This window comes from Mycobacterium sp. PTI7 (genome assembly GCF_056679845.1).
This window is the reverse complement of sequence record NZ_CM155252.1, coordinates 3,271,158-3,284,026: the sequence shown is the minus strand read 5'-3', so window position 1 is coordinate 3,284,026 and position 12,869 is coordinate 3,271,158. Positions and strand designations below refer to the sequence as shown.

The 12,869-nt window shown below is 69.3% G+C and carries 16 protein-coding genes; 7 read left to right on the top strand and 9 right to left on the bottom strand.

Annotated elements, in window-relative coordinates:
- Positions 1-14 precede the first annotated feature (14 nt).
- Positions 15-737, top strand: a complete 723-nt coding sequence (locus tag AC1MEY_RS15725) for an MgtC/SapB family protein (RefSeq protein WP_480226424.1) — start codon at positions 15-17, stop codon at positions 735-737.
- On the opposite strand, the gene AC1MEY_RS15720 is transcribed toward AC1MEY_RS15725, so the two are convergent.
- The 4 genes from AC1MEY_RS15720 to AC1MEY_RS15705 all read right to left on the bottom strand — a co-directional run bounded on the left by AC1MEY_RS15720 (position 734) and on the right by AC1MEY_RS15705 (position 3,908).
- Positions 734-1,813, bottom strand: a complete 1,080-nt coding sequence (locus AC1MEY_RS15720; protein WP_480226423.1) for a 3-beta-hydroxysteroid dehydrogenase — start codon at positions 1,811-1,813, stop codon at positions 734-736. The genes AC1MEY_RS15725 and AC1MEY_RS15720 overlap by 4 nt on opposite strands.
- Before the next feature lie 64 nt (positions 1,814-1,877).
- Positions 1,878-2,090 carry an exodeoxyribonuclease VII small subunit gene (locus AC1MEY_RS15715; protein WP_480226422.1) on the bottom strand — a complete coding sequence of 71 codons (213 nt, stop codon included), beginning with the start codon at positions 2,088-2,090 and terminating at the stop codon, positions 1,878-1,880.
- Positions 2,077-3,261, bottom strand: coding sequence for an exodeoxyribonuclease VII large subunit (gene xseA / locus AC1MEY_RS15710; protein WP_480231512.1), 1,185 nt, complete (start codon positions 3,259-3,261; stop codon positions 2,077-2,079). Before xseA ends, AC1MEY_RS15715 begins: the two co-directional genes overlap by 14 nt.
- Positions 3,262-3,350: 89 nt before the next feature.
- Entirely contained in the window at positions 3,351-3,908 is a 558-nt protein-coding gene (locus tag AC1MEY_RS15705) for a lipid droplet-associated protein (RefSeq protein WP_480226421.1), read from the bottom strand.
- 52 nt (positions 3,909-3,960) lie between these two features.
- Between AC1MEY_RS15705 and AC1MEY_RS15700 the strand changes: the two genes are divergently transcribed.
- Entirely contained in the window at positions 3,961-4,962 is a 1,002-nt protein-coding gene (locus AC1MEY_RS15700; RefSeq protein ID WP_480226420.1) for a 4-hydroxy-3-methylbut-2-enyl diphosphate reductase, read from the top strand.
- Between the two features lie 10 nt (positions 4,963-4,972).
- Here AC1MEY_RS15700 and AC1MEY_RS15695 read toward each other — a convergent pair whose 3' ends face one another.
- Positions 4,973-6,070, bottom strand: a complete 1,098-nt coding sequence (locus tag AC1MEY_RS15695; RefSeq protein ID WP_480226419.1) for a DUF6542 domain-containing protein — start codon at positions 6,068-6,070, stop codon at positions 4,973-4,975.
- Between the two features lie 134 nt (positions 6,071-6,204).
- Here AC1MEY_RS15695 and ychF point away from each other — a divergent pair, with 134 nt between their 5' ends.
- Entirely contained in the window at positions 6,205-7,278 is a 1,074-nt protein-coding gene (gene ychF / locus AC1MEY_RS15690) for a redox-regulated ATPase YchF (protein ID WP_480226418.1), read from the top strand.
- A gap of 14 nt (positions 7,279-7,292) precedes the next feature.
- Here the strand turns inward: ychF and AC1MEY_RS15685 are convergent, their stop codons facing one another.
- Both AC1MEY_RS15685 and AC1MEY_RS15680 read right to left on the bottom strand, forming a co-directional pair.
- Entirely contained in the window at positions 7,293-7,859 is a 567-nt protein-coding gene (locus AC1MEY_RS15685) for a class I SAM-dependent DNA methyltransferase (protein ID WP_480226417.1), read from the bottom strand.
- 123 nt (positions 7,860-7,982) lie between these two features.
- Entirely contained in the window at positions 7,983-8,633 is a 651-nt protein-coding gene (locus AC1MEY_RS15680; protein ID WP_480226416.1) for a MarR family winged helix-turn-helix transcriptional regulator, read from the bottom strand.
- A 405-nt stretch (positions 8,634-9,038) separates the two neighbouring features.
- Here AC1MEY_RS15680 and AC1MEY_RS15675 point away from each other — a divergent pair, with 405 nt between their 5' ends.
- Together AC1MEY_RS15675 and AC1MEY_RS15670 are read left to right on the top strand one after the other, a co-directional pair.
- On the top strand, positions 9,039-9,455 hold the full coding sequence (locus tag AC1MEY_RS15675) for a PAS domain-containing protein (RefSeq protein WP_480226415.1): 417 nt from the start codon (positions 9,039-9,041) through the stop codon (positions 9,453-9,455).
- A 95-nt stretch (positions 9,456-9,550) separates the two neighbouring features.
- Entirely contained in the window at positions 9,551-9,769 is a 219-nt protein-coding gene (locus AC1MEY_RS15670) for a ribosome modulation factor (protein WP_480226414.1), read from the top strand.
- 25 nt (positions 9,770-9,794) lie between these two features.
- Here AC1MEY_RS15670 and AC1MEY_RS15665 read toward each other — a convergent pair whose 3' ends face one another.
- Positions 9,795-10,190: a nuclear transport factor 2 family protein gene (locus AC1MEY_RS15665; RefSeq protein ID WP_480226413.1), complete on the bottom strand. Its 396-nt coding sequence runs from the start codon at positions 10,188-10,190 to the stop codon at positions 9,795-9,797.
- Positions 10,191-10,443: 253 nt separating this feature from the next.
- On the opposite strand from AC1MEY_RS15665, the gene AC1MEY_RS15660 reads away from it, so the two are divergent.
- Entirely contained in the window at positions 10,444-10,689 is a 246-nt protein-coding gene (locus AC1MEY_RS15660) for a hypothetical protein (protein WP_480226412.1), read from the top strand.
- A gap of 13 nt (positions 10,690-10,702) precedes the next feature.
- Here the strand turns inward: AC1MEY_RS15660 and AC1MEY_RS15655 are convergent, their stop codons facing one another.
- On the bottom strand, positions 10,703-11,584 hold the full coding sequence (locus AC1MEY_RS15655) for an alpha/beta fold hydrolase (RefSeq protein ID WP_480226411.1): 882 nt from the start codon (positions 11,582-11,584) through the stop codon (positions 10,703-10,705).
- 121 nt (positions 11,585-11,705) lie between these two features.
- Between AC1MEY_RS15655 and AC1MEY_RS15650 the strand changes: the two genes are divergently transcribed.
- Positions 11,706-12,848 (top strand): LmeA family phospholipid-binding protein, encoded by a 1,143-nt coding sequence (locus AC1MEY_RS15650; protein WP_480226410.1) that lies wholly within the window; start codon positions 11,706-11,708, stop codon positions 12,846-12,848.
- Positions 12,849-12,869 lie beyond the last annotated feature (21 nt).

The following is a 12,869-nucleotide window of genomic DNA, read 5'->3' as shown; positions in this document are numbered from 1 at the left end:
GCACAATCGCAGACGTGCTGGCCGTCGAACTGCTCGTGCGCGTCGGTCTGGCGACGGCGCTGGGTGTCGCGATCGGCCTCGAGCGTCAGTGGCGCTCGCGCATGGCGGGGCTGCAGACCATGGCGCTGGTGAGCACGGGCTCCGCGCTGTACCTGATCCTCGGCGCCTACAGCTTCCCGGGCTCCGATCCGACGCGCGTCGCGGCGCAGATCGTCACGGGCATCGGCTTTCTGGGGGCCGGCGTCATCATGAAGCAGGGTCTCTCGGTGACCGGCCTCAACACCGCTGCGACGCTGTGGTCGACCGCAGCCGTCGGCGCCCTCGCCGGGGCGTGGCTCTGGCGCGAGGCGATCGCCAGCGCGGCGATCGTGGTGGCGGTCAACCTGTTCCTGCAACCACTGGCCGAGGCGATGGACCGCCGCAAGCACTGGGCGGGGCGCGAGCGCGCGCCGGTGGACTATCTGGTGAGCGTCACGTGCGGCGCGAGCGGCGAGGCCGAGGTGCGCGACCTCCTGCTGCGCGCCGTTCGCATCCCAGCGCTGCGGCTTACCTCCATGCGGTCCTCGCCGGGGGCGGCCGACGGGGTGGAGATGGACGTCGGACTGTCCTGCGCCGCCCGTGACGATGCGGTGGTCGAGGAGGCCACCGGTGCGCTGGCCACCGACACCCGGGTGCGGTCGGTCCGGTGGAGCATTCCCGAGGAGTCGGCCGAGGGCTTCGCCCGGCCGGGACGCTAGGCCCGCGCGAGTGACGCGGCGCCCGCCGCCTTCATCCGGGTGTACAGCTCGGTGTAGTACGGCAGGCATTCCGCGAGCGCCTGCTCGGTGGTGAACAGCGGCTCGTACCCGAGGTCGCGCCTGGCCTTCTCGATCGAGAAGTAGTTGTCCAGTGAGATCCGCTCCACGGCCAGCGGCTCGAGGAGCGGCTTGGGCAGGCCGAAGCGGAAGTGCAGGAACTGCCACACCGTCATCGCGAACTTCACCAGCCCGCCCGGAACGCGAAACGTCGGGAACGGCTCCCCACACGCCTCGACGACGGGGCGGGAGAACTCGAACATGTTGATCGGCTCGCCGTCGTTGACGAAGTACGCCTGGCCGGGCGCGGTGCCGCCGGGGACCAGGTGCTCGGCCGCCAGGATGAAACCGTGAATCAGGTTGTGTACGTAGGAATTGTCGAGCTTGACGTCCTTGTTGCCGACCAGCACCTTGACGTGACCGGCGAGCACGCTCTCGAACACCTTGCGGAACATGGTCTGATCGCCGCGGCCCCAGATGCCGCTGGGCCGGATCGAGCACGTCAGCATGCCCCCGACGCCGTTCTGGCCGAGCACGAACTTCTCGGCCGCCACCTTGGTCTCGGTGTACAGATCGTTGAAACGGTGTGTGTAGGGGAGGGTTTCGTCGCCGCCCGAGATCACCTGGCCGCCCATGACCACGCTGTTGGACGCGGTGTAGACGAAGCGCTGGACGCCGGCCCGCTGCCCGGCGTGCACCAGGTTCTCGGTGCCGCCGACGTTCACGGCGAAGCTGCGCCGGCGGTACTCGTCGGTGACCGACGCGCCGCCCATCAGATCGATGATGGCTGCGGTGTGGATGACGGTGTCGATGCCCGCGACGGCCGCGGTCACGTCGTCGACCACCGTGATGTCGCCGACCGTGGTCTGCAACCGTGGGTGGTCCGGCAGCGGTGACGGCACGCGGTCGAACGAGCGGACCTCGAGCCCGCGGTCCAGCAGTTCGGTCACCAGGTTCGCCCCGACGAAGCCGGAGCCGCCGGTGACGAGGACACGGCCCAGGTCAGTGGTTTCACCCATGGCCGACGAGCTTAACTGAAACGTGTTTCAGTTACGAGCCCACGGGGGACGGCCGACCGCCATCTCACCCCTCGTCGTCGTCCTTCGCGGCGAGTGCCTGCTCGACGCGCAGCCGAGCCCCCTCGAGGTGCTGCTCGCAGCATTTCGCCAGCTCCTCGCCTCGCTCCCACAGTTTGAGCGACTCGTCGAGGCTGAGTCCGCCCTGCTCCAACTGGCGGACCACCTCGGCGAGTTCGTCGCGGGCATCTTCGTATCCGAGCTGACTAATGGGCTTCATCTTCTCCCTCACTCGTGGCGGTGATCGCGCCGTCGGCGACGCGGATGCGCACCCGCGTGCCTGCCGGCGCGTCGGCGATGGACCTGAGCACGACCGGCGGCCCGCCGGCAGGCAGGGTCTGCACGACGGCGTAGCCGCGGGCGAGCGTGGCGGCCGGTCCGAGCGTCTGCAGCCGCGCCGACATGTGCCCGATGCGGTCGGTCTCGACCGCGATCAGCCGGGTGACGTCGCGTCGCGCGGCGGCCAGTGCGCGGCGCGTCTCCTCGGCGCGGACGTCGATGGCTGCCAGCGGCTGGGCCAGCACCGGCCGGCTGCGCAGCGAGGTGACCGCATGCTGCTCGCGGCGCACCCAGTTGCGCAGCGCGCGGGCGCTGCGCTCGCGGAGTTCGCCCACCAGCATCTGCTCGGCGGCGGCGTCGGGCACCACGCGCTTGGCCGCGTCGGTGGGCGTCGCGGCCCGCACGTCGGCGACGAGGTCGCACAGTGGGTTGTCCGGTTCGTGACCGATGGCGGTGACGACGGGCGTGGTGCACCTGCCGATCTCGCGGCACAGCGTCTCGTCGGAGAACGGCAGCAGGTCCTCGAAGCTGCCGCCGCCGCGGGCGAGCACGATGACGTCGACCTCCGGGTCGGCGTCCAGTTCGCGCAGCGCGGCCACCACCTGCGGGACGGTGTTCGGGCCCTGTACGACGGGGTTGCGCACCTCGAACCGCACCGCGGGCCAGCGGGAGGTCGCCACGGACACCACGTCGCTCTCGGCGTGGCTGGCGCGGCCGGTGATGAGTCCGATGGTCCGGGGCAGAAACGGGATCGGGCGCTTCAGGCGGACGTCGAACAGGCCCTCCGCGTCGAGGAGTCGCCGCAGGCGGTCGATGCGGGCGAGGAGTTCACCGATCCCGACGGCGCGGATCTGGTTGACGCGCAACGAGAACGACCCGCGGCCGACGAAGAAGCTCGGCCTGCCGTGCATGACGACGCGCGTGCCCTCGGCGAGCTTGACCGGGGCGTTGTGAACCAGGTCGCGAGGGCAGGTGATCTGCAGCGACATGTCCGCCGACGGGTCGCGCAGCGTGATCCACGCGGTGCTCGAGTTCGGGCGGACGGTCATCTGCGCGATCTGACCCTCGACCCACACCGTGCCCAGCCGGTCGATCCAGTCCTTGACCAGCATCGAGACCGAGCGCACCGGATACGGGTTCTCGGGGGACTTGCCCGGCTTCTCCGCGGGCGTCCCCGGTTCGGCCTCGGCCGGGGGAGGCGTCACTTGGCCGACGCGCGGGTGATCCTGTTGGCCAGCAGGGTCTGGAACGGTGCGCGGGCCTTCGTCGACTCCTCGTAGGCCAGCAGCGCCTCGAGGTCGCCGATCTTGAGCGACGTCAGGCGGGCCCGCAGTTGCGCAAGGGTCAGCGACTCGTAGCCCACCTCGGCCACGATCGCCGGCGCCGCCGACGGCGTGGGCTTCGGCTCCTCGACGACCTTCTCGGGCTCGCCGGTGCTGTACAGCGCGAACCGGCCCTCGGTGAGACGTTCGCCATCCTGGCGCCCCTCGGAGATGTCGGTGACGTCGGCGCCCAGGTCCTCGTCGAACGTCGCCCACTCCGGCTGCTCGTCCTTCGGCGGGAACAGGTTCTCCAGGGTCTCGTCACCCCGGTTGACGAGGTCCGCGACGTCCTGCTGGACCTTCATCACCGCGTGCGCGAGCTGGCTCGCGACCGTCATCGGATAGGTCAGGATCGTCTGGGGAAGTCTGCGGGTCTCCTCCAGCGCAGTCACCGCCGCGCCGACCAGCAGACGAACCCCATAGGGTGCAGTAGCCATGGGGTCAGCCTACGGCTGGCAGGTCGGGCCCGGCAGTAAGTACCCTTGAGGCATGTCAGCGACGGTCAACATGGGCATCCCCGGTGCCGCCAGTACGGTCGCAGACCGTGTGGCGGGTAAGCGGGTCCTGCTCGCCGAGCCACGCGGTTACTGCGCGGGGGTCGACCGCGCGGTCGAAACCGTGGAGCGCGCGCTCGAGAAGCACGGCGCCCCGGTCTACGTACGGCACGAGATCGTGCACAACCGCTACGTCGTGGAGACGCTGGCCAAGGCCGGCGCGATCTTCGTCGAGAAGACCGACGAGGTGCCCGAGGGGGCGCTCGTCGTCTTCTCCGCACACGGCGTCGCGCCCACCGTGCACGTCGAGGCCGCCGAGCGGAACCTGCGGACCATCGACGCGACGTGCCCCCTGGTGACCAAGGTGCACAACGAGGCCAAGCGCTTCGCCCGCGACGACTACGACATCCTGCTCGTCGGCCACGAGGGCCACGAAGAGGTGGTCGGCACCGCCGGTGAGGCACCCGACCACGTCCAAGTCGTCGACAACCCCGACGCCGTCGACAAGGTCACCGTGCGCGATCCCAACAAGGTGATCTGGCTGTCGCAGACCACGCTCAGCGTCGACGAGACCATGGAGACCGTCCGGCGGCTGCGGGAGAAGTTCCCGACGCTGCAGGATCCGCCCAGCGACGACATCTGCTACGCCACCCAGAACCGCCAGGTCGCCGTCAAGGCCATGGCGCCGGAGTGCGATCTGGTGATCGTCGTCGGATCCACCAACTCGTCGAACTCGGTGCGGCTGGTCGAGGTCGCTCTCGGCGCCGGCGCCGCCGCGTCCTACCTCGTCGACTACGCCGAGGACATCGACCCGACCTGGCTCGACGGCGTGACCACCGTCGGCGTCACGTCCGGTGCGTCGGTTCCCGAGGTGCTGGTGCGCGGCGTGCTCGACAGGCTCGCCGAATACGGCTTCGGCACGGTGCAGCCGGTGACCACCGCCAACGAGACGCTGGTCTTCGCCCTACCGCGCGAGATCCGGGCCGCTCGGCACTGACGCCGCTGCGTCAGGCGTCGTGCTCCCAGGAGTCCGGGTCGGCACTGCGTGCGCGGCGTCGGGGGGTGCGGGGCTCGTCGCCGGTCTCGGGGTCGCTGCCGCGGTACCGCACCCGCGAAACCGGGTGGTGGGTACCGCCGGCACTGGCACCGGTCGATGACGTCGCGCCCGCGGACGGGCGGTACCCGTCGTAGCTCTCGTAGGGCTCGTAGTCGGGCAGCCGGGTACGGCGCTCCGAACTCCGGGGACGGTCCGTCCGGTCGGCGCCGTACCGCTCCTCGCGGTCCCGGCGCACGGGGCGTTCGGTCCGGTCCCGCCGCGCCGCACGCTCGGCCCGGTCCTGCGACGAACGACGCTCGACGGGCGGCTGGCTGCGCCGGTCGCGGTCCTCGCTGCGCGGGCGCCGTCGGGGCTCGGCACCGGGATCGACGGGCGGCCTCGGCCGTCGCGGCCGGGTCCCCACGGCATCGATGACCTCGGTCTCCGGCGGGCGGGCGTGGCGCGACCGCGAGGCCGACGTGGTGGTTCTCGATCGGCGAGCACGGGGTGCGTCGCCGTCGGCGACGGCGTCGGCGGGCCGTGCCGCGGTGGCTCGGCGGCTGCGCCGCGGCGGTGTCTCCTCGGCGGACTCGGCGGCGACGGCACGGGCCGCCGCGCGCCGGCTGGACCTGCTCGGCGTCGGCTCGTCGTCCGTCTCGTCGGGATCCGCGGGCTCGCCCCGGCCTGCCAGCCTGTTGAGGTACCACCGCGCGACGCCGATCACGAGGACGGTCGCCGCGGTGAAGAACATCAGCGGGAACCGCTCGATCAGCGGGTAGCCGCAGTTGATCAGGATGTCCTTGACGCCCTTGATCTCGCTGCTGTTGAGGAGGAAGAAGGCCGTCGGCACGGCGACGAACAGGATGAGCGCGGGCTGGATGACGGCGGTGAAGAGCCCCGACTGCCGCACCGCGAGCACCGCGAGGATGCAACCAGTGACGTAGCACACCGTGAACGCCGCACTCAGCGTCCCGGTGCCCGAACCGGCGTCGTAGGCGAACCCGACCGCGGTCAACGCCACGGCCAGCAGAACCGCTGCCCACCAGGGAAGACCGGCAAGCCCAGGCACTACCGAACGGTGTTCGGCGGGGATCGCCGAACGCGCACGCTGACCTGACACACGTCGACCGTACCGGCAATGTCCCGGTGAGGGCTGACAGCGCGCGTCGGCGTGGCCGTGCGGACGCCTAGACTTCTCTACCCGTGGGCCTCAACCTTGGAATCGTCGGATTGCCGAACGTGGGAAAGTCGACGTTGTTCAACGCGTTGACTCGAAACAACGTGCTCGCCGCCAACTATCCGTTCGCCACCATCGAGCCGAACGAGGGCGTGGTCGCACTGCCCGATCCGCGGCTCGACAAGCTCGCCGAGATGTTCTCCTCGGACAAGACCGTGCCGGCGCCGGTCACCTTCGTCGACATCGCCGGCATCGTGAAGGGCGCCTCCGAGGGCGCGGGTCTGGGCAACAAGTTCCTGGCCAACATCCGCGAGTGCGACGCGATCTGCCAGGTGGTCCGCGTCTTCGCCGACGACGACGTGGTGCACGTCGACGGCAAGGTGGACCCGGCGTCGGACATCGAGGTCATCGAGACCGAGCTGATCCTCGCCGACATGCAGACCCTCGAGAAGGCCGTCCCGCGGTTGGAGAAGGAAGCGCGCACCGGCAAGGACCGCAAGCCGGTGCACGAGGCCGCGGTGGCTGCGCAGGCCATCCTCGACCAGGGCACGACGCTCTTTGCGGCCGGCGCGGACGTGTCGCTGCTGCGCGAACTCAACCTGATGACCACCAAGCCGTTCCTCTACGTCTTCAACGCCGACGAGTCGGTGCTGACCGACGACGCCCGCAAGGCCGAGCTGCGTGCGATGGTGGCGCCGGCCGACGCGGTGTTCCTCGACGCCAAGATCGAGGCCGAGCTGCAGGAGCTGGACGACGAGTCGGCTGCCGAGCTGCTCGAGTCGATCGGCCAGACCGAGCGCGGCCTCGACGCGCTGGCGCGCGCCGGCTTCCACACGCTGAAGCTGCAGACCTACCTGACGGCCGGGCCCAAGGAGTCGCGCGCCTGGACCATCCACCAGGGCGACACCGCGCCGAAGGCGGCCGGCGTCATCCACACCGACTTCGAGAAGGGCTTCATCAAGGCCGAGATCGTGTCCTTCGACGACCTGGTCGACGCCGGCTCGATGGCTGCGGCCAAGTCGGCCGGCAAGGTGCGCATGGAGGGCAAGGAGTACGTGATGGCCGACGGTGACGTGGTGGAGTTCCGCTTCAACGTGTAGGTCAGGGGCGACCGTTACGTCGCCCTCGCGGCGAGCGCCGCATGGGGACGCGTCGAGCCGGTGCCGGCGCGTTGCAGACGCTCGACTTCGACGAATCCGGCGATCGACAGCCTGCGGGAAATCTCGTCGGCAGGCCAGCGGTAGGCGGTCGTCACCTTGTGATCGAACGCCTCGATGTCGTCGCCATCGAAGAAGCCGACGACGAGGCTTCCACCATCGCGCAGCGTCCGCCGGAATTCGTGCAGGACCGTCGCGAGTTCGGTTGGCTCGCAATGGATCAGCGAGTACCACGCAAGGATTCCGTCCAGCGAGCCGTCTGACGTATCGAGGCTGTGCAGCGAGCCGACGGTGAAGTCGAGGTCCGGCCAGTTCGAGCGGGCGCTGCTGATGAACGCCGGCACCAGGTCGATGCCTTCCGCGCTGACCCCGAGTTTCTTCAGGTACGCGGTGAGGTGCCCGGGCCCGCAACCGGCATCGAGGACCCTGCCCTCGCAGTGTCCGAGATGGCGGTCGAGAAACGCGAGATCCGCGGGATCGACGTGAGCCGATGCGCCGAACATGTCTATGTACACGTCGGCCACCTCGGTGTAGCGACGTCGGACAGCATCGGTCATGTCGCGAAGTTAGCCGGTCACAATGTCGGGCTGAGAAGGCCGCGACGCCCATATGTCCACGGCGAGGCTGTCAGGTGGACATCGTGTTCGTCACAGTGGCGGTGGGCGCTGCCGCGAGATCACCTCGTCGGACGCGAGCAGATGTCCGGCGAACTCGTCCATCGAATCGGACAGGGTCACGAGCACCTTGTGCGCGGCGACGAGTTCCTGGTCCGTCAAACCGACCATTGCCCGTCGGTTCGCAGCACCGACCTCTACGAAGAAGGCGCGGGCGACCTCCATGCCGTGGTCTTCGTAACGCAGGATCACCTTGCGCCGGTCGGCGGCGTCGGTGTCGCGTCGGATGTGTCCGGCGGCGATCATTCGGTCCACCAGGTGGGTGACCCCGGAATGCGTGAGCCCGATCCGCTGCTGGAGTTCGCCCGCGCTCAGCGCGGCGCCCGTGCTCTCGCCGACCATGATGTGCAGCAGTGCGTGGAATTCGTTCGCGCTGAGCCCGTGCCTCTCGGCGAAAATCCGTCCGATGCGATCGGACTGCGCAGTGAGTGCCCGTAGGTCAGCGGAGAGCATCGACTCCATCGACTCTCGTTCACTCTGGCGCCCGGCTTGCTGATGCTCGGTCAAATCGCCAATCCTCCGTCGTCGCCGGGGTTTGCGCAACCAGTCGGGACTGGGTGCATGGGGCCCCCTCCCGTGACCTCGAAGCTTTTGATTGACGTAGTCAATGTTTTGCTGGATCAAACATCTCGTACCGTACTCCGCTCGACGTCATCGCGCGGAAACTCCGCCAAGCCAGTCATCGAGGCGGTTTTTGCAGGCGATTTGCACTGTTGACGGCACTCGCATCGACGCCCTTCGACCGGCGTGTGAAATAAATTCGGCCACTGTCATGAGATTGCTGTCACGGCGGTTGTCGCTATGTTAGATTCCAATCGCGCGGTCACGGTGGATCGACTACCAAGTCCCCATCACGCGCTGCGGGGTGTCGTGAGGGGTCCATGGGGGAGCGAGGGTCGATTCACGGCAGGTTTACCGTGACCGTGCGCCACTCTGTCCGACCCGTTGCGGGACGGCCACCCCGGCAAGGCCAGGGTGTGGCCTTCAGCCCGTCGCACCTCCCACCCAAAACCGACGGACGGTCACCCGATGATCGACAGACGCCTACGGCAGTGCCCGACGACCCGAATGGGTTACATCGAGCAGATCCCCGCTCTCACCCTGTTGGACCGCATGCCGATGGCCGTCATCGCCGTCGGAATCGACGATGGTGCCGTCGTGTACGACAACCCTGCCGCCGCCGATCTCCTTGGCTATCCCGACGCTCGCTCGGTGAGCGAGCGAATGCTGTCCGACCTGATGGCCTCGGCCGGCGCCACGTCTCGCGACTGCGCCGCCGAACTTCTCGCCGCCCACCGCGCCGACGGCGCGGTCACGGAATGGAACCACGCGGACGGTTATCCCATTCGCACCGTGACGTCCCACTCGATTCTCATCCGCGACGACGATCCGGTGCTGCTCGTCGGGCTCATCGACATCACCGAGCTGGTATGGACCAACGGGTAATTCGGGACGTCGCAGTCAAGCGCGGCCATGGACTTGGGCATGGTCACCCGGCGTGCCCCGCGTGTGCGGCCCCCGAGCGCCTGCATGCTTGGCGAATGACGTTCCGCATGGAGGCGATGCGGGCTCTCTACGAGGGCTCGCTGGCGGAGCCAGGCGATCGCAACCCGTATTCGGGTGGACGGCTCGTCCTGGCGAAGCTGTGGATGCGTGGCTACGAGCGCATGCTGCGCGTCCGCATCGAGACCGGGCCCGCGATGCAGCGGTACCGGGCGGCGTGTGCGGAAGACGCCGTCGAGGCCCCCGACGAACCGTGACGCTCCGCGTCAGGGCGGCTCCGGGTCAGGGCCGCTCCGCGAAGTACGCGTCCATGCCCGCGACGTCCGACAGGTACGTCTCGACGGCGCTGATCCGCCCGTCGGTGATCGTGCAGACCGTGGCGAGATGCTCGTCGAGCACCAGTGCGCCTCGATTGGCGCGGTTGTGGATGGCCAACGCCATGTTGTCGCGACTGACCAGGACGTGTTCGAGGGTGAAACTCGGCCCGTAGCTGGCGATCAGCTTCGCCCGCTCGATCACCTCGGCGACGCCGGTCGCCGTTCCGGAGATGAGGTTGTTCCCAGGTAGCGTCCACGTCACGTCCGGGGTCATGATGCCTGCCAGCGCGGTCCAGTCGCGCGCGACGAGCGCCTGATGAAAATCCGTCGCGAGACGCTGCTTGACCTCTTCGGACGTCATCATTCTCCTTCGTCGGCCGGCCCCACCGAGCGGCAACCACGGTCGCGCCGGTTCGATTCCCCCGGCTGCAACCATGCGTGACTCACGGCTCTCCGTGGCCGAACGATCTGGGAATCGCCTGTTTGCCCCCGATGCATGAGGGGTAGCCATTTCGACGGGTCGGGGACGGTTCGCATGACTGCGAGCGTTGACACACACATGACGGCGCCGGGGCTGGGACAGCCTCGGCAGACGTAGATGGAGGATCTCGACCATGATCAGAAACGTTCTGGCGACCGCGCTGCTCAGCGGCGCACTTGGCGCGGCGGCAATAGGCATTGGCGCGGGCACTGCGCAGGCCGACCCCAACAAGAACGACGGATGCTGGCCGTACGCCTGCGACGTGTTCCAGGGACCGCCGGGGCAGAACCCGTTTGGGCCGCCCGGGCAGGTGAAGAAGGCGCCGTTCCTCGGACCCTTCCCGAACCCGGTCTACGGCGTCCCGCCCGGCCACTGGTGACGCTTCGGGCCACCTAGGCCGCGAGGTCCTCGGCCGCGACGGCGAGGATCTCGTGGGCGTAGCTGACGGCGATGAAGTGCCCGCCGTCCACGATCGGATGCCAAGCGGCGCCCGGCATGGCGTGGGCCACGTCGTCGTTGATGCCCGCGGCGACCAGGGTGTCGGCGGCGCCCTGCCAGAGGTGCACCGGCCGGGAGATCTTCGCGATGTCGAATGGCCACGCCTCGTACAGCAGTGTGGCGTCGACTACCAGTCCGTCCGAGCCCTGCCGGAAGCACTCCCGGCTCGCTTCGAGGAACGTGGACATGACCGACGCGTCGGCCAGTACCTCGCGATCCGATGCGCACACCGACTTGACGATGGCCTTCGAGTAACCGTCGTCGAAGTGCTTGACGCTCATACCCAGCACCTCGTACATCAGGGTGAAGCCGGGGTGGAAGTGAAGCGCCAGACGCCCGCCCACGGCGTCGGCGCCACTGAGGTACTTCCGAGCCCAATACGCCCCGAAGGCACCGTAACTCGCGCCGCCGATGCTCGAGACGTGGACCAGCCGCGCCGGGTCCAGATAGGCGGCGGCGGCCAGTGCCCACGGGCCGCCCTCCGACCAGCCCGTGACGGCGAAGCGCTCTGCGCCAAGGGAATCCGCGAGGATCAGCAGGTCGTCGCTCCAGTCCTCGAAGGTCCGATCGGGCTGCGGGTTCGAGCGTCCGATGCCCGGCCGGTCCGCGCACACGATGCGCACGCCGTTGGCGACGGCCGCCGCGTCCAGCAGCGCCACCTCCAGTCGGCTCGATGGCCCGCCGTGGTTGTGGACGACGAGCGGTCCCGCCGGATCGCCCGCCTCGAGGTAGGTCACGGTGCGGTCGCCTACTCGGATGCTTCCCTCGATGGGCACGTCGTCCTCGGTGTCGGTTCGGATGGCGACGGACGTCGGCGCCCTGGCAGCCCATGGTGACAGACGCAAAGAGTCCGCGAGCCGACTCGGTGTCCTGCCGAGATGGGGCAGAATCGACGGGGTGACCACGCCGCCGCAACGCCCGGGAGAGCCTGACTGGCGCGGTCGACAACCTCCGCCGCCGGATCCGCGGGCGCCGCGGTTCCCGCCGCCCCGTCCGCCGGTACCGCCGCAGCGCCAACAGCCCCCGCGACCGCCCCGACCCCCGCGTCCGCCAGAGCCGCCGACGGAGCAGCTCCGAGCGCCCCGCAGACCCGCCGACCCGGCACGGACCGAGAAGATCCCGCGCCCGCAGTCGCCGGCCGATCACTCGCCGACGCAGCAGATCCGCCGGCCACCGCCGCCGGGTGCACCGCCCCCACGCCCGCGGCCCCCGGCTCCCGCGCAGGGGCCGCCGCAACCCCCACCTCCGCCTCGTCCGCCGCTCGGCGACGCCGCACCCGGGGACCCGCCGGCTGCCGCACCGGCCGCTCGCAAGGCGGGCTTCTTCACCCGGCAGACGATCGTCCTGCTCGCGGTCATCGTCGTCGCACTCCTGGCAGGTGGGCTCGCGGGTGCGGAGTTGTACGCCAGGCACCGCGTGGACGGCATCCTCGTCGACGTCGCCCAGTGCGTCGTCGAGGACGGTGCCACCGTCTCGTTCGGCGTGAATCCGCCGTTCCTGTGGCAGCACGTCACCGGTCACTACACGAACATCTCGGTGGTGACGGCGGGGGACAACGTTCAGGACGCCGACGGCATGACCGCGGACGTGACTCTCGAGGACGTGCGGCTGCAGGAGACCGCCGACGCCAAGGGCACGATCGGTTCCCTGACGGCGATACTCACCTGGAAGTCGGCCGGCATCAAGGACACCGTCGCGGCCAACCTGCCGGGTGTGGGCAGCCTGATCACCAATGTGCGCACCGACCCGTCGGCGGGCACGATCGTGATGGACGCGGGCGCCGACAACGGCGTCACGGCCAAGCCGGTCGTCCGGGACGGCAACCTCGATCTGGAGGTGCTCGACGTGCGGGGGCCGTTGGCCAAGGAGACCGTTCAGTCGGCGCTCGACGACCTCACCAAGAAGCTGAACGACAACTACCCGCTGGGCATTCACGCCGACAGCGTCGAGGTGACGAGCACCGGTGTCGTCGGGACGTTTTCGAGCCAGGACGCCTCCATCCCGAAGGAGGACGCGGACCCCTGCTTCGCGCGGCTGTAGCACGGACGTCGATGGGCGCGG